22 protein-coding genes and 1 pseudogene are annotated in these 20,882 nt (G+C 69.7%); 12 read left to right on the forward strand and 11 right to left on the reverse strand.

Features of this window, described 5'->3' with window-relative positions; genetic code table 11:
* Positions 1-27 precede the first annotated feature (27 nt).
* The 9 genes from KCH48_RS17880 (at position 28) to KCH48_RS17920 (ending at position 10,931) form a co-directional block, all read left to right on the forward strand.
* Positions 28-924, forward strand: a complete 897-nt coding sequence (locus tag KCH48_RS17880) for a dihydrodipicolinate synthase family protein (protein WP_210575254.1) — start codon at positions 28-30, stop codon at positions 922-924.
* Between the two features lie 13 nt (positions 925-937).
* Positions 938-1,939: a proline racemase family protein gene (locus tag KCH48_RS17885; RefSeq protein WP_210575255.1), complete on the forward strand. Its 1,002-nt coding sequence runs from the start codon at positions 938-940 to the stop codon at positions 1,937-1,939.
* 97 nt (positions 1,940-2,036) lie between these two features.
* A complete protein-coding gene (locus KCH48_RS17890) occupies positions 2,037-2,732 on the forward strand; it encodes a GntR family transcriptional regulator (RefSeq protein WP_210575256.1) in 696 nt (231 codons plus the stop codon).
* Between the two features lie 66 nt (positions 2,733-2,798).
* Entirely contained in the window at positions 2,799-3,794 is a 996-nt protein-coding gene (locus KCH48_RS17895) for a LacI family DNA-binding transcriptional regulator (protein WP_210575258.1), read from the forward strand.
* Positions 3,795-3,914: 120 nt separating this feature from the next.
* Positions 3,915-5,261: an ABC transporter substrate-binding protein gene (locus tag KCH48_RS17900; protein WP_210575260.1), complete on the forward strand. Its 1,347-nt coding sequence runs from the start codon at positions 3,915-3,917 to the stop codon at positions 5,259-5,261.
* Positions 5,262-5,264: 3 nt separating this feature from the next.
* Positions 5,265-6,221: a carbohydrate ABC transporter permease gene (locus KCH48_RS17905; protein WP_210575262.1), complete on the forward strand. Its 957-nt coding sequence runs from the start codon at positions 5,265-5,267 to the stop codon at positions 6,219-6,221.
* A complete protein-coding gene (locus KCH48_RS17910; protein WP_210575264.1) occupies positions 6,218-7,078 on the forward strand; it encodes a carbohydrate ABC transporter permease in 861 nt (286 codons plus the stop codon). Before KCH48_RS17905 ends, KCH48_RS17910 begins: the two co-directional genes overlap by 4 nt.
* 49 nt (positions 7,079-7,127) lie before the next feature.
* Positions 7,128-8,729, forward strand: coding sequence for a glycoside hydrolase family 13 protein (locus tag KCH48_RS17915; RefSeq protein WP_210575266.1), 1,602 nt, complete (start codon positions 7,128-7,130; stop codon positions 8,727-8,729).
* A gap of 33 nt (positions 8,730-8,762) precedes the next feature.
* Positions 8,763-10,931, forward strand: a complete 2,169-nt coding sequence (locus tag KCH48_RS17920; protein WP_210575267.1) for a discoidin domain-containing protein — start codon at positions 8,763-8,765, stop codon at positions 10,929-10,931.
* On the opposite strand, the gene KCH48_RS17925 is transcribed toward KCH48_RS17920, so the two are convergent.
* From KCH48_RS17925 to KCH48_RS17940, 4 genes are read right to left on the reverse strand one after another with little or no spacing between them, the layout of a single operon-like run.
* The gene (locus KCH48_RS17925) at positions 10,900-11,721 is read right to left on the reverse strand and encodes an ABC transporter ATP-binding protein (RefSeq protein WP_210575268.1); all 822 of its coding nucleotides are present in this window, start codon (positions 11,719-11,721) and stop codon (positions 10,900-10,902) included. The two genes, KCH48_RS17920 and KCH48_RS17925, sit on opposite strands and share 32 nt — an antisense overlap.
* A gap of 20 nt (positions 11,722-11,741) precedes the next feature.
* Positions 11,742-12,521 (reverse strand): ABC transporter permease, encoded by a 780-nt coding sequence (locus KCH48_RS17930; protein WP_210575269.1) that lies wholly within the window; start codon positions 12,519-12,521, stop codon positions 11,742-11,744.
* On the reverse strand, positions 12,518-13,291 hold the full coding sequence (locus tag KCH48_RS17935; protein ID WP_210575270.1) for an ABC transporter permease: 774 nt from the start codon (positions 13,289-13,291) through the stop codon (positions 12,518-12,520). Before KCH48_RS17935 ends, KCH48_RS17930 begins: the two co-directional genes overlap by 4 nt.
* Positions 13,288-14,262, reverse strand: coding sequence for an ABC transporter substrate-binding protein (locus KCH48_RS17940; protein WP_210575271.1), 975 nt, complete (start codon positions 14,260-14,262; stop codon positions 13,288-13,290). Before KCH48_RS17940 ends, KCH48_RS17935 begins: the two co-directional genes overlap by 4 nt.
* Before the next feature lie 191 nt (positions 14,263-14,453).
* On the opposite strand from KCH48_RS17940, the gene KCH48_RS17945 reads away from it, so the two are divergent.
* Positions 14,454-15,269 carry an IclR family transcriptional regulator C-terminal domain-containing protein gene (locus KCH48_RS17945; RefSeq protein WP_210575272.1) on the forward strand — a complete coding sequence of 272 codons (816 nt, stop codon included), beginning with the start codon at positions 14,454-14,456 and terminating at the stop codon, positions 15,267-15,269.
* Here KCH48_RS17945 and KCH48_RS17950 read toward each other — a convergent pair.
* From KCH48_RS17950 to KCH48_RS17975, 6 genes are all read right to left on the reverse strand, one after another.
* Entirely contained in the window at positions 15,220-16,158 is a 939-nt protein-coding gene (locus KCH48_RS17950) for a PDR/VanB family oxidoreductase (protein ID WP_210575273.1), read from the reverse strand. The genes KCH48_RS17945 and KCH48_RS17950 overlap by 50 nt on opposite strands.
* Positions 16,155-16,325 (reverse strand): hypothetical protein, encoded by a 171-nt coding sequence (locus tag KCH48_RS17955; RefSeq protein ID WP_210575274.1) that lies wholly within the window; start codon positions 16,323-16,325, stop codon positions 16,155-16,157. Before KCH48_RS17955 ends, KCH48_RS17950 begins: the two co-directional genes overlap by 4 nt.
* Complete coding sequence (locus KCH48_RS17960) at positions 16,322-17,386, reverse strand: aromatic ring-hydroxylating dioxygenase subunit alpha (RefSeq protein WP_210575276.1); 1,065 nt, start codon at positions 17,384-17,386, stop codon at positions 16,322-16,324. The genes KCH48_RS17955 and KCH48_RS17960 overlap by 4 nt, the downstream gene beginning before the upstream one ends.
* Positions 17,387-17,680: 294 nt before the next feature.
* Entirely contained in the window at positions 17,681-17,914 is a 234-nt protein-coding gene (locus KCH48_RS17965) for a hypothetical protein (RefSeq protein ID WP_210575277.1), read from the reverse strand.
* Between the two features lie 26 nt (positions 17,915-17,940).
* Positions 17,941-18,165 carry an amidohydrolase family protein gene (locus tag KCH48_RS17970; protein ID WP_210575279.1) on the reverse strand — a complete coding sequence of 75 codons (225 nt, stop codon included), beginning with the start codon at positions 18,163-18,165 and terminating at the stop codon, positions 17,941-17,943.
* Positions 18,166-18,286: 121 nt separating this feature from the next.
* Positions 18,287-18,682, reverse strand: a complete 396-nt coding sequence (locus KCH48_RS17975) for a helix-turn-helix transcriptional regulator (RefSeq protein ID WP_210575281.1) — start codon at positions 18,680-18,682, stop codon at positions 18,287-18,289.
* Positions 18,683-18,843: 161 nt separating this feature from the next.
* Between KCH48_RS17975 and KCH48_RS17980 the strand changes: the two genes are divergently transcribed.
* Complete coding sequence (locus KCH48_RS17980; protein WP_210575283.1) at positions 18,844-20,211, forward strand: NAD(P)-binding domain-containing protein; 1,368 nt, start codon at positions 18,844-18,846, stop codon at positions 20,209-20,211.
* 38 nt (positions 20,212-20,249) lie between these two features.
* A pseudogene (locus KCH48_RS42280) lies at positions 20,250-20,396 on the forward strand (glyoxalase/bleomycin resistance/dioxygenase family protein); the annotation flags it as partial.
* 46 nt (positions 20,397-20,442) lie between these two features.
* Here KCH48_RS42280 and KCH48_RS17985 read toward each other — a convergent pair.
* Positions 20,443-20,844: a hypothetical protein gene (locus KCH48_RS17985; RefSeq protein ID WP_210575284.1), complete on the reverse strand. Its 402-nt coding sequence runs from the start codon at positions 20,842-20,844 to the stop codon at positions 20,443-20,445.
* Between the last annotated feature and the right edge of the window lie 38 nt (positions 20,845-20,882).

A 20,882-nucleotide genomic window follows, 5' to 3' on the forward strand; every position in this document is an offset into this window, starting at 1 on the left:
TCACATGCCAATCGGAGGGAACCTCACATGACCGCCACCCCGACCCGTCCCTGGCGGGGCATCCTCGTCGCCACCGCCCTCCCGCTCGACGACGACCTGTCCGTGAACCACGCCCGGTACGCCGAACACTGCGCCTGGCTGGTCGAGAACGGCTGCGACGGCGTCGTACCGAACGGCTCGCTCGGCGAATACCAGGTACTCACCCCCGAGGAGCGGGCCAAGGTCGTCGAGACCGCCGTGGCCGCCATCGGAGGCGAGCGCGTCATGCCCGGCGTCGCCGCCTACGGCTCGGCGGAGGCCCGCCGCTGGGCCGAGCAGGCACGCGACGCCGGCTGCGCGTCCGTGATGCTGCTGCCGCCCAACGCGTACCGCGCCGACGAGCGGTCGGTGCTGGCGCACTACGCGGAGGTCGCCAAGGCGGGGGTGCCGATCGTGGCGTACAACAACCCCATCGACACCAAGGTCGACCTCGTGCCGGAACTCCTCGCCAAGCTGCACGGCGAGGGCCACATCCAGGCCGTCAAGGAGTTCTCCGGCGACGTCCGCCGCGCCTACCAGCTCGCCGAACTCGCCCCGGAACTCGACCTGTTGATCGGCGCCGACGACGTTCTGCTGGAACTCGCCATCGCCGGCGCCAAGGGCTGGGTGGCCGGCTACCCCAACGCGCTGCCCGCCGCCACCGTCGAGCTGTACCGGGCGGCCGTGGGCGGCGACCTCGCCACCGCCAAGAAGCTCTACGAGCAGCTGCACCCGCTGCTGCGCTGGGACTCCAAGGTCGAGTTCGTGCAGGCCATCAAGCTGTCCATGGACATCGTCGGCCGGCACGGCGGCCCGGTTCGCCCGCCGCGCGTCCCGCTGCGGCCCGAGCAGGAGGCCGCCGTCCGCGCCGCCACCGAGAAAGCCGTAGCCGCAGGTCTCGCGTGAAGGAGTCTGGACCATGCGCAGCAAACTCGTCCTGCACGCCGTCGACTCGCACACCGAGGGCATGCCCACCCGCGTGATCACCGGCGGGATCGGCACCATCCCCGGCGACACGATGAACGAGCGTCGGCTGTACTTCCGTGAACACCGGGACGACATCAAGCAGTTGCTGATGAACGAGCCGCGCGGCCACTCCGCGATGAGCGGCGCGATCCTTCAGCCGCCCACCCGCCCCGACTGCGACTGGGGCGTCGTCTACATCGAGGTCTCCGGCTATCTCCCGATGTGCGGACACGGCACGATCGGCGTGGCGACCGTGCTCGTCGAGACCGGCATGGTCGAGGTCGTCGAACCGGTCACCACGATCCGGCTCGACACCCCGGCGGGCCTGGTCGTCGCCGAGGTGGCGGTGGAGGACGGCGCCGCGAAGGCGGTCACCCTCCAGAACGTGCCGTCCTTCTCCGTCGCCCTCGACCGCAAGATCGCCCTTCCCGACGGGCGGACGGTGACCTATGACCTGGCATACGGCGGCAACTTCTACGCCATCCTGCCGCTGGACCAGTTCGGCCTGCCCTTCGACCGCTCCCGCAAGGACGACATCCTCACCGCGGCCCTGTCCCTGATGGAGGCGATCAACGCCGAGGACGAGCCCGTCCACCCCGAGGACCCGTCGATCCACGGCTGCCACCACGTCCACCTGTACGCCCCCGGCTCCACCGCCCGCCACTCACGGCACGCGATGGCCATCCACCCCGGCTGGTTCGACCGCTCGCCCTGCGGCACGGGCACCAGCGCGCGCATGGCGCAGTTGCACGCACGCGGCGAACTCCCCCTGAACACCGAGTTCGTGAACGAGTCCTTCATCGGAACCCGCTTCACCGGCCGGCTGCTGGCCACCACCGAGGTCGCCGGCCGCCCCGCCGTCCTGCCCAGCTTCACCGGCCGCGCCTGGATCACCGGCACGGCGCAGTATCTGCTCGACCCCGCCGACCCGTTCCCGGCGGGGTTCGTGCTGTGAGCCTGCGGCCCGCGTCCGCGTCCGCGACCGGGGATAATGTCGTGTGACGCGTGACATTGCACCGTCGCACAGCCCGTTTGCCCGCTAGGAGAGTCCCATGCCCGCCCAGCGCACCAGCGCCCCGGCCGCCGCCGCTCCTGCCCTGCCCACGCTGGGCGGCAAGAAGAGCAGCTACCGTGAGCGGGTCGCCGACGCCCTACGGGCCGCGCTCATCGCCGGTGAACTACGCCCCGGCGAGCTGTACTCCGCGCCCACCCTCGCCGCCCGCTTCGGCGTGTCGGCGACCCCGGTCCGCGAGGCGATGCTGGATCTCGCCAAGGAGGGCCTGGTCGACACCGTCCCCAACAAGGGGTTCCGGGTCACCGAGGTGTCCGAGGAACAACTCGACGAGTACAAGCACATCCGCGCCCTCATCGAGATTCCCACCGTCGTGGATCTCGCCAGGACCGCCGACTCGGCCTCCCTGGAGGCGCTGCGCCCGGCCGCGCGAGAGATCGTCGCCGCCGCTGCCGCCGGGGATCTCATCGCCTACGTCGAGGCCGACACCGCCTTCCATCTGGGCTTGCTCGCCCTCGTCGGCAACGCGCACCTCGTCGAGGTCGTCGGCGACCTGCGCAAGCGCTCCCGCCTGTACGGGCTCACCGCCCTGCTCGAGGCGGGCCGCCTGATGGCCTCCGCCGAAGAGCACCTCGAACTCCTCGACGCCCTGCTCGCCCGTGACGAGGACGCCGTACGGGAGGTTATGACCCGTCACCTCGGCCATGTCCGCGGCCTGTGGGCGGCCCGCGACTGACAGCCGGACCTACGGGAACGGAACTGAACGCAAGCTGCTTGCATTTCTTGCGCTATTCTTGCGCGCATGACGCGACGACTTGCCGAGGTGGCGAAGAAGGTCGGGGTCAGCGAGGCCACGGTCAGCCGGGTGCTCAACGGCAAGCCCGGAGTCTCCGAAGGCACCCGGCAGGCGGTGCTGTCCGCCCTGGACGTCCTCGGCTACGAGCGGCCGACGCAGCTGCGCGGTGAACGTGCGCGGCTCGTGGGCCTCGTGCTGCCCGAGCTGCAGAACCCGATCTTCCCGGCGTTCGCCGAGGTGATCGGGGGAGCGCTCGCCCAGCTCGGCCTGACCCCGGTGCTGTGCACGCAGACCAAGGGCGGTGTCTCCGAGGCCGACTATGTGGCGCTGCTGCTGCAACAGCAGGTCTCCGGCGTCGTCTTCGCCGGCGGTCTGTACGCCCAGGCCGACGCGCCGCACGAGCACTACCGGCTGCTCGCCGACCGCAACATCCCGGTCGTCCTGGTCAACGCGGCGATCGAACACCTCGGTTTCCCCGGCGTCTCCTGCGATGACGCGGTCGCGGTGGAGCAGGCCTGGCGGCATCTGGCCTCCCTCGGCCATGAGCGCATCGGGCTGGTGCTCGGCCCCGGCGACCATGTGCCGTCGGCCCGCAAGCTGGCCGCCGCCCGAGCGGTGGGGGAGCTGCCGGACGAGTTCGTCGCCCGCGCCATCTTCTCGATCGAGGGCGGACACGCGGCCGCCGCCCGGCTGATCGACCGGGGCGTCACGGGCATCATCTGCGCCAGCGACCCGCTCGCCCTGGGGGCCGTGCGGGCCGCCCGCCGCAAGGGCCTCGGCGTCCCCTCGCAGATCTCCGTCGTCGGCTACGACGACTCCGCGTTCATGAACTGCACCGAGCCGCCGCTCACGACGGTGCGCCAGCCCATCGAGGCGATGGGGAGGGCAGCCGTCGAGCTGCTGAACGCGCAGGTCGGCGGGGCGGCCGTACCGGCTGAGGAGCTGTTGTTCGAGCCCGAGCTGGTGGTGCGGGGTTCGACCGGGCAAGCGCCCCGCGACTGAGATCCACGGAGATTCACAGACTCGTTCAATAATTTCAGATTCTGTGCGACATCTTGCGGCTCGATGTCGGCGGTGCTTGAGTGTGCGGCGCCGACCGCTCCTGCCCAAAGGGGTCCACCGATGAGTAGCACCGGGTTCCGCCGTACGTTCGTCGCGCTCAGCGTCTGTTCCCTCGCCCTCACCGCCTGTGGGGGCGGCGGCGAGGACGACTCGGCGGGCGGCAAGACACGCATCACCGTCAACTGCATGCCGCCCAAGAGCGCCAAGGTCGACCGGCAGTTCTTCGAGCAGGACATCGCCTCCTTCGAGAAGGCCAACCCGGACATCGACGTCGTCGCGCACGACGCGTTCCCCTGCCAGGACCCGAAGACGTTCGACGCGAAGCTCGCCGGCGGGCAGATGGAGGACGTCTTCTACACGTACTTCACCGACGCCAAGCACGTGGTCGACATCAACCAGGCGGCCGATCTCACGCCGTACATCAAGGAGTTGAAGAGCTACGAGACCATCCAGCGGCAGCTGCGGGACATCTACAGCGTCGACGGCCAGATCTACGGCATCCCGCGCACCGGCTACTCGATGGGCCTGATCTACAACAAGAAGCTCTTCCGGCAGGCGGGCCTCGACCCCGACCAGCCCCCGGCCACCTGGGACGAACTGCGCACCGCCGCCAAGAAGATCGCCGATCTCGGCAACGGCACCGTCGGATACGCCGACTACAGCGCCCAGAACCAGGGCGGCTGGCACTTCACCGCCGAGATGTACGCGCAGGGCGGCGACGTCGTCAGCGCCGACGGCAAGAAGGCGACGATCGACACACCCGAGGGCCGGGCCGTGCTGCAGAATCTGCACGACATGCGCTGGACCGACAACTCGATGGGCAGCAAGCAGCTCCTGGTCATCAACGACGTTCAGCAGATGATGGGTTCCGGGAAGCTCGGTATGTATCTCTCCGCGCCGGACAACATCCCGATCCTGGTCAAGGAGAAGGGCGGCGACTACAAGGACCTCGCCCTCGCGCCCATGCCCGGCGGCGAAGGCACGCTCATCGGCGGCGACGGCTACATGTTCAACAAGAAGGCGAGCCCCGAGCAGATCAGGGCGGGCCTGAAGTGGCTGGACCACATGTTCCTCACCCCCGGAGACGGCTTCCTCGGCGACTACGCCCGCGCCAAGAAGGCCGAGGCCCCGGTGGGGCTGCCCGAGCCGCGGCTGTTCAGCGGCGCAGCCGACGCCAAGGACCAACAGGTCAAGAAGGCCAACGCCAATGTGCCCGTCGAGAACTACCAGGCCTTCCTCGACGGCAACCAGGAGCTCGACATGAAGATCGAGCCCCCGCACGCCCAGCAGATCTACTCCGTCCTCGACTCGGTCGTCTCCGCCGTCCTCACCAAGAAGGACGCCGACATCGACCAGCTCCTGGGGGACGCCTCCGGGAAGATCGACAGCATCCTGGCCCGGGGCTGACCGATGACGAAGACCACCGCGCGACCCGTCGAGGCCATCACGGTACGCCCGGTGCAGGCGCCGTCCCCGGCAGGGGATCGGAGGCGGCGCCGCCTCGCCGACCAGGCCCGCGCCCACGCCTTCCTCCTCGGCGGCCTCGTCTGCTTCGCCCTGTTCTCCTGGTATCCCGCGATCCGCGCGGTCGTGATCGCCTTCCAGAAGTACACGCCCGGCTCGGACCCCGAGTGGGTCGGCACCGCCAACTTCACCCGCGTCCTCGACGACCCGGAGTTCACGGCGGCCTGGCGCAACACGCTCACCTTCACCCTGCTCGCCCTGCTCATGGGCTTCGCGATCCCCTTCGTCCTGGCGCTCGTCCTCAACGAACTCCGGCACGCGAGAGCCTTCTTCAGAGTCGCGGTCTATCTGCCGGTGATGATCCCGCCGGTCGTCACCGCCCTGCTGTGGAAGTGGTTCTACGACCCCGGCACCGGCCTGGCCAACGAGGCGCTGCGCTTCCTGCACCTGCCCACGTCGAACTGGTCCAACGGCGCCGACACCGCACTGCTCTCCCTGGTGATCGTCGCGACTTGGGCCAACATGGGCGGCACCGTCCTGATCTACCTGGCCGCCCTGCAATCCATTCCTGGCGAGCTGTACGAGGCGGCGGAACTCGACGGCGCGAGCCTCCTCCAGCGCATCCGGCATGTGACGATCCCGCAGACCAGGTTCGTCATCCTCATGCTGATGCTGCTTCAGATCATCGCGACGATGCAGGTGTTCACCGAGCCGTTCGTGATCACGGGCGGCGGCCCGGAGAACGCCACGGTCACCGTGCTCTACCTGATCTACAAGTACGCCTTCCTCTACAACGACTTCGGCGGCGCCTGCGCGCTCAGCGTGCTGCTGCTGGTGTTCCTCGGCCTCTTCTCCGCCGTCTATCTCCGGCTCACCCGCACCGAAGGGGAGGACACCGCATGAGCACCCGGACCCTGGTCTCCCCGGCCGCGCTGGCCCGAACGCGCGGCAGGGCGACGTACTGGACGGTCTTCACCGCGATCGTGCTGCTCTTCGCGCTGGCCTTCCTCTTCCCGGTCTACTGGATGGTGACCGGCGCGATGAAGTCGCCGGACGAGGTGGCCCAGACCCCGCCCACGATCGTCCCGAAGGCGTGGCACCTCAGCGGCTACACCGACGCCTGGGACCTGATGCAACTGCCGACCCACCTGTGGAACACGGTGGTCCAGGCGGCCGGCGCCTGGCTGTTCCAGCTGGTCCTGTGTACGGCCGCCGCCTACGCCCTCTCCAGGCTCCGGCCGGTCTTCGGCAAGGTGATCCTCGGCGGCATCCTCGCCACGCTCATGGTCCCGGCGCAGGCGCTGGTCGTACCGAAGTACCTGACGGTGGCCGATCTCGGCCTGCTCAACGACCCCCTCGCCATCTGGCTCCCGGCGGTCGCCAACGCCTTCAACCTGTACCTCCTCAAGCGGTTCTTCGACCAGATCCCGCGCGACGTACTGGAGGCCGCCGAGATCGACGGCGCCGGGAGGCTGCGCGTCCTGTGGTCGATCGTGCTGCCGATGTCCCGGCCGGTGCTCGGAGTCGTGTCGATCTTCGCGCTGGTCGCGGTCTGGCAGGACTTCCTCTGGCCGCTGATGGTCTTCTCCGACACGGACAAGCAGCCGATCAGCGTGGCACTCGTCCAGCTGTCGCAGAACATCCAGCTGACCGTGCTCATCGCCGCGATGGTGATCGCCAGTATCCCCATGGTCGCGATGTTCCTGGTCTTCCAGCGGCACATCATCGCCGGGATCAGTGCGGGCAGCACGAAGGGCTGACGCCGCCCTCACTGGCACCGCCCCTCTCCGACACCGAAAGGCAGGCACAGTGGGACAGCCCACCCATGCCCCCACGCGAACCGACTGGTGGCGCTCCGCCGTCATCTACCAGGTGTACGTCCGCAGTTTCGCGGACGGCGACGGCGACGGCACCGGCGACCTCGCGGGCGTCCGCACCCGGCTGCCGTACCTTGCCGAACTCGGCGTGGACGCCCTCTGGTTCAACCCCTGGTATCTGTCACCGATGAAGGACGGCGGCTACGACGTCGCCGACTACCGCGCCATCGACCCGGCGTTCGGCACGCTCGCCGAGGCGGAGAAGCTGATCGCGGAGGCGCGGGAGCTGGGCATCCGTACGATCGTCGACATTGTGCCGAACCATGTCTCGGACCAGCACCCGTGGTTCCGGGCGGCGCTCGCGGCCGGTCCCGGCAGCCCCGAGCGCGAGTTGTTCCACTTCCGTCCGGGGCGCGGCCCGCACGGCGAACTCCCGCCCAACGACTGGCCGTCCCAGTTCGTCGGCTCAGCCGAGCCCGTCTGGACCCGTCTGCCCGACGGCGACTGGTATCTCCATCTGTTCACACCCGAACAGCCCGACCTCAACTGGGCCCACCCCGCCGTCCGCCGGGAGCACGAGGAGATCCTGCGCTTCTGGTTCGAGCGCGGTGTCGCGGGCGTCCGCATCGACTCGGCCGCCCTGCTCGCCAAGGACCCGCAGCTGCCCCACTTCGTCGCGGGCCGCGACCCGAACCCGTTCCTCGACCGCGACGAACTCCACGACATCTACCGCTCCTGGCGGGCCGTGGCCGACGAATACGACGGCATCTTCGTCGGCGAGGTCTGGCTCCCCGACCCCGAACGCTTCGCCCGCTATCTGCGCCCGGACGAACTGCACACCGCGTTCAACTTCTCGTTTCTGTCGTGTCCTTGGGACGTGCGCAGGTTGCGTACGTCGATCGACGACACGCTCGCCGAGCACGCCCCCGTCGGCGCCCCCGCCACCTGGGTCCTCTGCAACCACGACGTCACCCGCACGGTCACCCGCTACGGCCGCGAGGACACCGGCTTCGACTTCGCGGCGAAGGCCTTCGGCACCCCGGCCGACCTGGCCCTGGGCACCCGGCGCGCACGGGCCGCCGCCCTGCTCTCGCTCGCCCTGCCCGGCGCCGTCTACGTCTACCAGGGCGAGGAACTCGGCCTGCCCGAGGCCGACATCCCCCTCGACCGCATCGAGGACCCGATGCACTTCCGCTCCGGCGGCACCGACCCGGGCCGCGACGGCTGCCGGGTGCCACTGCCGTGGGCCGCGGATGCGCCGTACGCCGGATTCGGCGGCGAGCCGTGGCTGCCGCAGCCCGCCGACTGGCCCTCGTACGCGGCCGACCGCCAGGCCGCGGACCCGGGCTCGATGCTCCACCTCTATCGGGAGGCGATCCGCCGCAGGCCCGTCTTCGGCGACGGCCCCCTCACCTGGCTGCCCGCTCCCGAGGGCGTCCTCGCCTTCACCCGGGCCGAGGGCGCGCTGTGCGTGGTGAACCTCGCCGACCGGCCGTTCGACCTGCCCGAGTACACCGAACTCCTCGTCAGCAGCGCCCCGTTGGACGGCGAAGGGAGGCTTCCGAAGGACACCGCGGTCTGGCTGCGTGCCTGAGACCGCATCCCCCCACCCCGAAGGGACCAACACATGCGCAGCAACAGAAGCAGAACTGTCAGGGCCATGCCAGCAATCATGGTCGTCGCCCTCGCTGCGGGCCTGCTCACCGCCACCGCCCCCACGGCCCACGCAGCAGCCGGCGCCACCCTGCCCTTCACCTCCGTCGAGGCCGAGTCCGCCACCACCACCGGCACGAAGATCGGCCCCGACTACACCCAGGGCACGCTCGCCTCCGAAGCCTCCGGACGCCAGGCCGTACGCCTCGCCGCCGGGCAGCGCGTCGAGTTCACCGTGCCGCGCGCGGCCAACGCCGTGAACGTCGCCTACAGCGTCCCCGACGGTCAGTCGGGCTCACTGAACGTGTACGTCAACGGCACGAAGCTCGCGAAGACCATCGCCGTGACGTCCAAGTACTCGTACGTGGACACCAGTTGGATCCCGGGTGCCAAGACCCACCACTTCTACGACAACGCCCGGCTGTTGCTCGGGCAGGACGTCCAGCCGGGGGACAAGGTCGCGTTGGAGCCGACGGGTAGCCAAATCACCGTCGACGTCGCCGACTTCGAGCAGGTCGCCGCGCTCGCGACGCAGCCCGCCGGGTCGGTGTCCGTGACGTCCAAGGGGGCCGATCCCACCGGCCAGGGCGACTCCACGCAGGCCTTCCGGGACGCGATCTCCGCGGCTCAGGGCGGGACCGTATGGATCCCGCCGGGCGAGTACAAGCTGACGTCCTCCCTCAACGGCGTCCAGAACGTGAGCCTCCAGGGCGCCGGCAGCTGGCACTCCGTCGTCCGCACCTCCCGCTTCATCGACCAGTCCAGCTCCTTGGGCAACGTCCACATCAAGGACTTCGCGGTCATCGGCGAGGTCACCGAACGTGTCGACTCCAACCCGGACAACTTCGTCAACGGGTCCCTGGGCGCCGGGAGTTCGGTCTCCGGCATGTGGCTGCAGCACCTCAAGGTCGGCCTGTGGCTGATGGGCAACAACGACAACCTGATCGTCGAGAACAACCGCTTCCTCGACATGACCGCCGACGGCCTCAACCTCAACGGCAACGCGCGCGGGGTCAAGGTCCGCAACAACTTCTTGCGCAACCAGGGCGACGACGCGCTCGCCATGTGGTCGCTGTACGCGCCCGACACCAACAGCAGCTTCGAGAACAACACCATCACCCAGCCGAACCTCGCCAACGGCATCGCGATCTACGGCGGCACCGACATCAGCGTCAAGAACAACCTGATCTCGGACACCAACGCCCTCGGCAGCGGCATCGCGATCTCCAACCAGAAGTTCCTCGACCCGTTCCACCCGCTCGCCGGCACGATCACCGTCGACGGCAACACACTCGTGCGGACCGGCGCGATGAACCCCAACTGGAACCACCCGATGGGCGCGCTGCGCGTCGACTCGTACGACAGCGCCATCGAGGCACAGGTACGGATCACCAACACGACGATCACGGACAGCCCGTACAGCGCCTTCGAGTTCGTCTCGGGCAGCGGGCGGGGCTACGACGCCAAGAACATCACCGTCGACGGGGCGACCGTACGCAACACAGGCACCGTCGTCGTCCAGGCCGAAGCCCCGGGCGCCGCCACCATGCGCAACGTGACCGCCACCGGCGTCGGTGCCGCGGGAATCTACAACTGCCCCTACCCGTCAGGCACGTTCACGCTCACCGACGGCGGCGGCAACTCCGGCTGGAGCAGCACCTGGTCGGACTGCACGACCTGGCCCCAGCCCGGCCAGGGCAACCCGGACCCCGACCCGAACCGCAACCTCGCCAAGGGTCGCACGGCGACGGCGACCGGCTCGCAGGACGTCTACACGCCCGGCAAGGCGGTCGACGGCGACGCGAACAGCTACTGGGAGTCCGCCAACAACGCCTTCCCGCAGAGCCTGACGGTCGACCTCGGCGCCACCGAATCCGTACGCCGTCTGGTGCTGAAGCTGCCGCCGTCCTCGGCGTGGGGTGCGCGCACCCAGACCATCACCGTCCTCGGCAGTACCGACGGCGCGAACTACTCGACGGTCGTCGGCTCCACCGGTTACCGCTTCGACCCGGCGACCGGCAACACGGTCACCGTCGCGCTGCCCAGCGGCACGAGCCTGCGCCATCTGCGGCTCACGGTCACCGCCAACACCGGCTGGCCCGCCGCCCAGTTCAGCGAGGTGGAGGCGTATCTGACTTCGTGACCGCGTCCTGCGGGACCCCGCGCTTCGCCGTCTGGATCTGCTCGTACACATGGGTGCGCAGCTCGGCGAAGCGCGGGGCGACCCGGGTGTGCAGCTGGTCGCGTTCGTCGGGCAGGTCGATCTTGAGCTGTTCCTGGATGACGGTGGGGGAGGAGGACAGGACGAGCACCCGCTCGCCCAGGTACACGGCCTCGTCGATGTCATGGGTGACGAACAGGATCGTGATGCCGCGCTCGCGCCACAGCCCTCGTACGAGGTCCTCCAGATCGGCGCGCGTCTGTGCGTCCACCGCCGCGAACGGCTCGTCCATCAGCAGCACCCGTGGCTCGTACGCGAGCGCGCGGGCGATGGCGACCCGCTGCTGCATACCGCCCGACAGCTGCCAGGGATAGGCGCCCGCCGCGTCAGCGAGCCCGACCGATCGCAGCGCGTCGGCCACCAGCTCCCGACGCCGCGCCTTGCTCAAGTCCTTCTGCTTCAGGGGGAGTTCGACGTTCTCGCCGACCCGCATCCAGGGGAACAGACTCCGCCCGTACTCCTGGAACACGAACGCCATCCCGGGCGGTGGCCCGGTCACCTTCCGTCCCTCCAGCAGCACTTCACCGGCCGTCGGTGCGAGCAGTCCGCCCATGCACTTCAGCAGGGTCGTCTTGCCGCAGCCCGACGGGCCGACGAGACAGACGAGTTCTCCGGCGTCGACGGTGAAGGTGAGGTCGCGGACCGCCTCCACCCGGCGCCCCGACCCCTCGTAGACCTTCTTCAGGCCGGATACGGCAAGAAGCGCGTCCATGGACCGCCCTTTCGCGAGGTTCACGGCGACCGCCTGGTCGAGGCGCGCAGGCCGTGGTACCAGCCGAGCACGCGGCGCTCGACCAGCTGGAAGACGACGGAGAGGAGGAAGCCGAGCAGACCGAGCACGAGGATGCCGGTCCACATGTCGGGGATGGCGAAGCCGCGCTGGAACTGGACGATGGTGAAGCCGAGGCCGTTGCTGGCCGCGAACATCTCGCTGATGACCATGAGGATGATGCCGATGGACAGGGCCTGGCGCAGCCCCGCGAAGATCTGCGGGCTCGCCGAGCGCAGGACGACGTTGCGCAGCCGCGCGGTGCCCGTGATGCCGTAACTGCGCGCCGTCTCCACCATCACGGAGTCGACCGCGCGCACGCCCTCGACCGTGTTGAGCAGGATCGGCCAGACGCACCCGCTGGCGATCACGGTGACTTTCATCGTGTCGCCGATGCCCGCGAACAGCATGATGACCGGTATGAGGACCGGCGGCGGCACCGCTCGCAGGAACTCCAGGACGGGTTCGCAGACCGCGCGCACGCGTCGGTAGGAGCCGATGACCGTGCCGAGTGCCACGCCGACGACCGCGGCGAGCGCGTAGCCGCCGGTCAGCCGGAGCACGCTGGGCAGGACGTCGTCCTGGAGCCGGTCGGCGGTCCAGACGTCGGGGAAGGTCTTGAGGATCGTCCGCAGCGGCGGCCAGTACACGTCCGTGCTGCCGTCGGACGCCACCCACCAGCCCGCCACCAGCAGCGCGGGCAGCGCGAGCACGAAGAACACCCGCAGCAGCAGCCGCTTCATACCGCCACCTCCCCGCGCACCGACTGGTGCCAGGCCAGCGCCCGCCGCTCCACCGACCGCGCACCGACGTTGATCAGCAGCCCCAGCAGACCCGTGACCACGATCAGCGCATACATCTCGGGCACGGCCTGCGAGGTCTGCGCGACCCCGATGCGATTGCCCAACCCCGGGGCCCCGATGATCAGTTCGGCGGTGATGGCGAGGATCAGCGCGACGGCCGCCGCGAGCCGGATGCCGGTCATGACGTACGGCAGGGCGGTCGGCCACAGCACATGCCGGATCCGTGCCCAGGTGCCCAGGCCGTACGACCGTGCCGTCTCGTCGGCGACCGGGTCCAGGTCCTGGACGCCATACAGGGTCTGGATCAGCACCTGCCAGAAGGACGCGTACACGACCAGGAGCAGGACCGAGCGGAGTTCGTTGCCGTAGAGGAGGATCGCCAGGGGGATCAGGGCGACCGAGGGGATCGGGCGCAGGAACTCGATCGTGGAGGCCGTCGCCTCCCGCAAATAGGGGACCACGGAGATGACCACGCCGACGACGATCCCCGCGCAGGCCGCGATCGCCAGGCCCAGCGCCCAGCCGGTGAGGGTGTCGCCGAGCGCCGACCAGAAGGCGCCGTCGGTGAGTTCACCGCCGAGCGCGTCGGCGATCCGGCTGGTCGGCGGGAAGTAGTCGTCCTTGACCAGACCGAGCCGCGGTACCGCCTCACCCAGGGCGAGGAAGGCCGCGAGCCCGGCCGCACCGAGTGCGGCGTTCACGCCCCTCACGGCAGCAGCGCGTCCAGGTCCGGCGTCTTCTTGAAGAGGCCGTCCTCCTCGCCCAGCTTCATCAGGGCTTCGATGGAGGCGCGGTTGGCCTCGGCCGGCCACTTGGGCAGGGTCACCTGCTCCAGGACGTCCGGCGGGATCTTCGTGTACGTCGTCATGATCGCGCGGGCCTCGTCGGGGTGGGAGTCGGCGTAGGCCAGGGACTGGGCGGTGGCCTCCTGGAACTTCTTCACCACGTCCGGGTTCTGCTGCTGGTACTGCTGCGAGGTGAAGTACAGGGCGACGGTGAGGTCCGGGGCGATGTCGACCAGGGGAGAGGCGATCTCCACGCCGCCCTGGCTCCTGATCGTGGCGGTCGCCGGCTCGACCACGCACGCGGCGTCGATCTGTCCCTTGTCGAGCGCCGCGGGCATCTGGTCGAAGGCGAGCTCGACGAGTTGCACCTTGTCGGGGTCGCCGCCCGCCGCGCGCACCGACTGGCGCACCACGGTCTCGTTGATGTTCTTCAGGGTGTTGATGGCGACCTTCTTGCCCTCCAACTGCTTCGGCGAGGTGATCGAACTGCCCTTCTTCACCATCAGGCCGTTGAAGTCCTTGCCCTTCACGCCGGTCGAGGCGATGCCGTTCACCACGGCCTTGATGGGCACGTTGTTGGACTGGGCGACCATCAGCGAGGTCACATTCGAGAAGCCGAACTGGAACTGGCCGCTGACCACACCCGGCACGATCGCGGCGCCGCCCTGCGCGGGCGTCAGCTCCAGTTTCAGGCCGCGTTCACTGAAGAACCCCTTCTTCTGGCCCAGATACAGGGGTGCGACATCGACAATCGGGATGATCCCCACCTTGACCGTGGTGGTGCCGCCGGACGAGGAGCCCGCATCCGACGCGTCACCGTCGTCGGACGAGCCGCACCCCGTCGCGGCGGCCAGAACGGGTAGGGCCGTGAGGCCGAGGAACAGACGACGACGCATGACTCCCCCTGTGGGACCGGTCCTGGTGCTCCGAGAGGTTGTGCGCAGACTGTACGGGTGTGCTGTGTGGGAACGTAAAGCCCGTCCCGAGGCACGGTCAATGCCCGTGTCATCACAGGTCGTTGACAGGGCGAGATGTGCGCTCTTAGCGTGCGCACAGCGCACGTTCATGCGTCCGCCCGGAGGCCACGATGCCCGCTGCACCCCGCGCACCGCACTTCGTCCGGTCCTTCGAGCGGGGTCTCGCCGTCATCCGCGCCTTCGACGCCGAGCATCCGGCTCTCACACTCAGCGATGTGGCCCGTGCCTGTGGACTGACCCGCGCGGCCGCCCGCCGCTTCCTGCTCACCCTCGCCGATCTCGGTTACGTCCAGACCGACGGCCGGCGCTTCCGCCTCACCCCGCGCGTGCTGGAGCTCGGCTACTCCTACCTCTCCAGCTTCACCCTGCCGCAGATCGCCGAACCGCATCTGGAGCAACTCGTCGCGCAGGTACGGGAGTCGTCGTCGCTGTGCGTCCTCGACGGCGACGACATCGTGTACGTCGCCAGGGTCCCCACCAGCCGCATCATGACCGCGTCCATCACGGTCGGCACCCGCTTCCCGGCGCACGTCACCTCCGTGGGCCGGGTCATCCTCGCCCATCTGCCGGACGAGGAGATCGAGCTCCGCCTCGCCCGCGCCGACCTGCGCCCCCTCACCGCCCGCACCGTCGTCACGGCGGACGCCCTGCGCGCCGAACTGCGCCGGGTACGGCGTCAGGGGCACGCCCTCGTCGACCAGGAACTGGAGGAGGGGCTGCGATCGGTCGCCGCCCCGGTGCGCGACCGGGACGGCGAGGTGGTGGCCGGCGTGAACATCGCCGTGCACGCCGGCCGCAACTCCGTCGAGTCCGTACGCCGCGATCTGCTGCCCCACCTGCTCGCGACGGTCGCCCGGATCGAGGCGGACGTACGGATCACAGGTCCAGCACGAGCCGCTTCCCCCGGCACCGGGACACACAGATGAGCATGGTCTCCCCGGCCTCGCGCTCCTCGTCCGTGAGGACCGAGTCGCGGTGGTCCGGGGTGCCCTCGACGACATCGGTCTCACAGGTGCCGCAGGTGCCCTCGGTGCAGGAGAAGAGCACCTCGACACCCGCGGCCCGCACGGTGTCGAGCACGGAGACGTCCGCCGGGACGGTGAGGGTGCGTCCGCTCTGCTGCAGGACGACCTCGAACTCCTCGTCGTCTCCGGTCCGTTGCTGCTCCTTCGGGCTGAACCGCTCGACGCGCAGCACTCCGGCCGGGCAGCGCTCCTCCACCGCGTCCAGCAACGGCCCGGGACCGCAGCAGTAGACGAGGCTGCCCTCGGGAAGATCGTCGAGGACCGAGGAGAGGTCGAGCAGGCCGGCCTCGTCCTGAGGGGCGACGGTGACGCGGTCGCCGTACCGCCGCAACTCCTCGGTGAACGCCATGGATTGGCGGGTCCGGCCTCCGTACAAGAGCGTCCACTCGGCGCCCGCCGCCTCCGCCTCCGCCAGCATCGGCAGGATCGGCGTGATGCCGATGCCGCCCGCGATGAAGCGGTAGCGGGGTGCCGGGGCCAGGGCGAAGTGGTTGCGGGGCCCGCGCACGCGCACCTTGTCGCCCGGCCCCAACTGCCCGTGCACGTACGCCGATCCGCCCCGCCCGTCCGGCTCCCGCAGGACGGCGATGCGCCACGCCGAGCGGTCCGCCGGATCCCCGCACAGCGAGTACTGCCGCTCCAGCTCCGGACCCAGTACGACGTCGATGTGCGCCCCCGGCTCCCAGGCCGGGAGCTCCTCGCCCAGGGGATGGCGCAGGGTGAGGGCGAGCACGCCGTCGGCCGCGGACTCCGTGCGGTCGACGACGAGTTCGGCTTCGTACACGGTCATGAGTCGCTTCCTCGCGGCTGGTGTCCATCGGGGTGGCCCAGCATCCACTCCCACATCTCGATCGGGTCCTGGGCGGTGTGCTCGGCGCCGCAGTGACAGGTGCCGTGCAGGAGGTCGGTGCCCGGCAGCCAGTCGATGCGGTAGATCTCGCCCGTGGGGCTCGTCACTGGACCCTCTCCATCGGCTTGTCGCCCTCCTCCACCAGCCGGGCGAGGATACGGCGGGCGGCCAGGCCGCCGGTGTCGATGTTGATGCTCAGCTCCTGGTACCCCGTCCGCTCGGTCCCGAGCGTCTTCTGGAGCAGGTTGAGGGCGTCGACGTCCTGCATGACGACGGTGTGGTTGTTGCCCCGCAGGAACTCGGTGACCTCTTCGTCGTCCGTCGCCCAGTCCCGGGAGACCATCCAGAAGTCGTACACCTTGCCGTCCGAGGACGGCGTGATGGCGTACGTGATCTCGGTGTGGAAGCCGTTCGGGTCGCTGCCGTCGGCCTCCGGCACCACGCCGACCGGGGCGATCCGGCTGTGCAGAAGATAGAGGCAGGGGGCGTGGTACTCGATGTCCTGCCAGCGGGTGATGCGGCCCTTGATGCCGGTGGACTTGGCGTAGAACGGCGGGCACTCGGCGTCGTCCATGTGCCGGCTGACGCGTACGATCCCCGCGCCCTCGTCGACCTCGGTGGTGATCGGCGTCTCGGCGACCTCGGGGGTGCCGATGTAACCGCCGTGCAGATACGTCTCGTGGGAGAGGTCGAGGAGGTTGTCGACGAGCAGGCCGTAGTCGGCGTCGATGGGCTCCATGCCGCGGACGGTGGTCCAGCCGGGGGCGTCGAGGTGCCGGGCGCGCGGGATGGTCTGCGGGTCCGCGTGCGCCGGATCCCCGATCCACACCCAGATCAGCGAGTCCTGCTCGACCACTGGGTAGGAGGCGACGCGCGCCGTGCGCGGGATGCGTTTCTGCCCCGGCACGTACACGCACGCGCCCGTCGTGTCGTACGTGAAGCCGTGGTAGCCGCAGACGATCCGGTCGCCGTCGAGACCGCTCTCCGACAGCGGGTACCGGCGGTGCACACACCGGTCGTGCAGCGCGACGGGCGTCCCGTCGCCCTCGGTGCGGTAGAACACGAGCGGCTCACCAAGGATGCTCCGGCCGAGCAACTCACGCCCGACCTCGTGGCTGTAGGCGGCGACGTACCACTGGTTCCTGGCGAAGGCGGTCATGTGCGGCATCGTTGCGGCTCCCGTCTTTGGGTGATGGCGACATCGTCCGGAAGGGCGTGGCGCCACCGCAATACCTCTTCCGCCTCACGGAAGGTTCTGAGGAAACTTCCTGTTCAGGGAGGGTGCTCGGGTCGTATGCCTTGTCGTCCTGGAGGTCCGAGCTGTCGTCCCTGCCTGCGAGTTGGCGTGTGGTGAGTTCGCAGATGTGGGGAGAGGGGGTGACGAGCGGGGTGCCCGCGGCGGTGGCCGCGGTCTGGATCTCGCAGGCCTCGTCCAGGTACGGGCGTGGCGAGGCCCCCGCGCCTACCTCGCCTCCAGCCAGAACGCCTTGCCCTTCGAGGTCACTTCGCGATGGTCGGGGGAGCCGCCGATGGCGGTGCGCAGATGGTCCCGTGAGTTCTCCGCGAGTGTGCGTGCCCGGTCGAGGTCGATGCCGAGCGGTTCACCTCGGTGCTTCAGCACCCTGCCGTCGACGAGCACGGTGTCGACCTCGCCGCGGCCGGCCTGGAACACCAGCGTGGCGATCGGGTCGTTCACCGGCTACAGGACGGGGCTGTTGCCGCTCACCAGCACCAGGTCGGCCAGTTTGCCGGGGTGATCGAGCCGAGGGAGTCAGCCATTCCGAGCGCGTGCGCGCCACCCATGGTGGCCGCATAGAGCACGTCTGCGGTACGCAGGGCGTTGTTCGCGAGGGGTACCCCGGCGCTCCACCATGCGCAGGTGTCGCCGGACATGGCTTCAGGTGTCGCAATTCCATCTCTGATGCCGATCGGTTCGACAAAGGGCATGTGTTGGACCGACCGGTCAAGTCATGGTCCGGGGGAACGGATATCGGCTGCTGTGATCAGCCAACCTCCGTGACTTTGGCGCCAGTTGACGCGCTCAGCCTCTACACCCGGTCCGGTCCTCTCAGGCAGCGGCCGGTGCGGCGGTCAGCAGTTTGCCCATGGCTGCCAGCACTGACGGCTCCACGCGGTAGTACACCCAGGTACCGCGCCGCTCGGACGTCAGCAGGCCGGCCTCCTTGAGCTTCTTCAAGTGGTGGGACACGGTCGGCTGGGACACGCCGACATCGGAGATGTCGCACACGCACGCCTCGCCGCCCTCGTGTGAGGCGACGGCGGAGAACAGCCGCAGCCGCACCGGATCGCCCAGCGCCTTGAACATCCGCGCGGCCGTCTCGGCCTCCTCGGCGCTGAACGGACGCTCGGTCAGCGGCGGGCAGCAGGGGGCCACGGCCTCCGACGCCCCGGATGCCCCGGATGCCTCGGGGGCGAGCAGGGGCAGCACCTTCGTATTCGACATGCATCTATGTTGACATACATCGAACCAAGGCGCGGAGTGTCAAGTCGCACTCCATGAACCAGCCGTGGATTCGATAAATGTCTATGTTGACGCTCATCGAATCAGGTGCCATGCTGGCCGCGCAAGCCATCGACAGATGTCGAAATACCAAGGAGTCGACCGTGAACGCCCCCGCCACCACCGACCTGCCCGTCGTCGTGATCGGAGCGGGCCCCGTCGGTCTCGCTGCCGCCGCCCACCTCGTCGACCGCGGGATCACCCCGCTGGTCCTGGAAGCCGGCCCGACGGCCGCGGCGGCGGTGCGGGAGTGGGCGCATGTGCGGCTGTTCTCCGCCTGGGGCGAGGTCACCGACCCGGCCGCCGAGAAGCTCCTGGCCCCGACGGGCTGGGTGAAGCCGGACGCGGTCACCTATCCCACCGGCGGGGACTGGGCCGAGCGGTACCTGCAGCCGCTCGCCGATGTCCTCGGCGACCAGGTGCGCCTCGGTGCCACCGTCACCGGTGTCTCCCGCGCGGGCCGGGACCGGATCGTGGACGCCGACCGCGAGAACCAGCCCTTCGTCGTCCACGTCGCCCATGCCGACGGCCGCGAGGAGCGGCTGTTCGCCCGTGCGGTCATCGACGCGTCCGGCACCTGGACCACCCCGGGCCCGGCCGGCGGCAGCGGCCTTCCGGCCCTCGGGGAGCAGGCCGCGTCCGACCGGCTCACCTACCGCGTGCCCGACCTGAAGGACCCGGCCGTACGGGCCCGGTACGCCGGCAGGCGCACCGCGGTCATCGGCTCGGGAGCCTCAGCCTTCACCGCCCTCGCCTACCTGGCCGACCTCGCCACTTCCGACGACGGCACCGGCACCCACGCCGTCTGGATTCTGCGCCGCGGCATCTCCGGCTCCACCTTCGGCGGCGGCACCGCCGACCAGCTCCCCGCCCGCGGCGCCCTCGGCCTCGCCGCCAAGGCCGCCGTCGACGACGGCCACGCCGACGCGGTCACCGGCTTCCGCACCGACGCCATCGAACGCGATGACGACGGCCGCCTGGTGCTCGTCGGCGAGGACGGCCGCCGGCTCGACCCGGTCGACGAGGTCATCGTCCTCACCGGCTTCCGCCCCGACCTCTCCTTCCTCTCCGAGGTCCGCCTCGGCCTCGACGAGCGCCTCCAGGCCCCCACCACCCTGGCCCCGCTCATCGACCCCAACCAGCACTCCTGCGGCACCGTCTACCCGCACGGCGTGAACGAGCTCTCCCACCCGGAGAAGGACGTCTACCTGGTCGGCATGAAGTCCTACGGCCGCGCCCCCACGTTCCTCGCCATGACCGGCTACGAGCAGGTCCGCTCCATCGCCGCCGCGCTCGCCGGCGACCAGGAAGCCGCCGAACGGGTCGAGTTGACCCTCCCGGAGACCGGAGTCTGCGGCGGTGCGGGCCTGTTCGACGAGCCGGAGAACGCCGACCGTTCTGGCGGCTGCTGCGCCGCCCCCACCACCCTCCAGATCGGCATCGGCGCCCCGGCCCCCTCCGGCGGCTGCTGAACTCCCCATCCACGCAAGGAGGGTCGCCATGTCCCGCGGGGGAGGACACACGTATGGACCACCTCGGCGTCGAGGTCGAGACGACCGAGCATGTGCACGCAGCCACCGCCTGGCTCGCCGAAGCCGGGCCGGCCACCGTCGAGGAGAACGACACCACCTGCTGCTACGCCCTCCAGGACAAGGTCGACGCCGGCCGTGCAGTCACGAGTCGAGGCCCTCGGGGAACGGCGTTTACAGGTGGCCTGACAGGGAGCGGCACAACGACTCCGCCGCGCAGTCGGCGTAGAAGCCGCTCCACTGCGCCGCAATCTCGTGCGTGCCACGGGCGAAGACCGCGGCGCGGTTCCCCTGGACATAGGTAACGCCTCCCTGGAACAAGTGCGGAGGCGTCTCCAGCAGCCGGGCCAGGGCGGTCGGGTCTACGCCGTACTCGTGCTTCCACATGGTGACCACGTCGTTCCCGGTGCAGCCCTCGCACGCGTTGGTCGAGAAGTACTCCGCCGAGCCGTGGCCGGTGTCGATCAGGCGGGCCAGGCGCCGTTCGTCACCGGCGCAGGCCGCTGCGTACACCGGTCCGATGACCGTGCGCCAGAACGCGGCGACGTCCGGGGCGACGGATGGGCCGTCAACCACGTTGGGCCCGGGGCAGGGTGGCGCCGTCCGTGAGAGGG

The sequence above is a fragment of the Streptomyces sp. GESEQ-4 genome, from assembly GCF_017948455.1.
Lineage (GTDB): Bacteria > Actinomycetota > Actinomycetes > Streptomycetales > Streptomycetaceae > Streptomyces.

Coding starts and splice junctions, on each gene's coding strand:
- KCH48_RS17880 (WP_210575254.1), top strand. CDS start 28: ATGACCGCCACCCCGACCCGTCCCTGGCGGGGCATCCTCGTCGCCACC.
- KCH48_RS17885 (WP_210575255.1), top strand. CDS start 938: ATGCGCAGCAAACTCGTCCTGCACGCCGTCGACTCGCACACCGAGGGC.
- KCH48_RS17890 (WP_210575256.1), top strand. CDS start 2,037: ATGCCCGCCCAGCGCACCAGCGCCCCGGCCGCCGCCGCTCCTGCCCTG.
- KCH48_RS17895 (WP_210575258.1), top strand. CDS start 2,799: ATGACGCGACGACTTGCCGAGGTGGCGAAGAAGGTCGGGGTCAGCGAG.
- KCH48_RS17900 (WP_210575260.1), top strand. CDS start 3,915: ATGAGTAGCACCGGGTTCCGCCGTACGTTCGTCGCGCTCAGCGTCTGT.
- KCH48_RS17905 (WP_210575262.1), top strand. CDS start 5,265: ATGACGAAGACCACCGCGCGACCCGTCGAGGCCATCACGGTACGCCCG.
- KCH48_RS17910 (WP_210575264.1), top strand. CDS start 6,218: ATGAGCACCCGGACCCTGGTCTCCCCGGCCGCGCTGGCCCGAACGCGC.
- KCH48_RS17920 (WP_210575267.1), top strand. CDS start 8,763: ATGCGCAGCAACAGAAGCAGAACTGTCAGGGCCATGCCAGCAATCATG.
- KCH48_RS17925 (WP_210575268.1), bottom strand. CDS start 11,721: ATGGACGCGCTTCTTGCCGTATCCGGCCTGAAGAAGGTCTACGAGGGG.
- KCH48_RS17930 (WP_210575269.1), bottom strand. CDS start 12,521: ATGAAGCGGCTGCTGCTGCGGGTGTTCTTCGTGCTCGCGCTGCCCGCG.
- KCH48_RS17940 (WP_210575271.1), bottom strand. CDS start 14,262: ATGCGTCGTCGTCTGTTCCTCGGCCTCACGGCCCTACCCGTTCTGGCC.
- KCH48_RS17945 (WP_210575272.1), top strand. CDS start 14,454: ATGCCCGCTGCACCCCGCGCACCGCACTTCGTCCGGTCCTTCGAGCGG.
- KCH48_RS17950 (WP_210575273.1), bottom strand. CDS start 16,158: ATGACCGTGTACGAAGCCGAACTCGTCGTCGACCGCACGGAGTCCGCG.
- KCH48_RS17960 (WP_210575276.1), bottom strand. CDS start 17,386: ATGCCGCACATGACCGCCTTCGCCAGGAACCAGTGGTACGTCGCCGCC.
- KCH48_RS17970 (WP_210575279.1), bottom strand. CDS start 18,165: ATGCCCTTTGTCGAACCGATCGGCATCAGAGATGGAATTGCGACACCT.
- KCH48_RS17975 (WP_210575281.1), bottom strand. CDS start 18,682: ATGTCGAATACGAAGGTGCTGCCCCTGCTCGCCCCCGAGGCATCCGGG.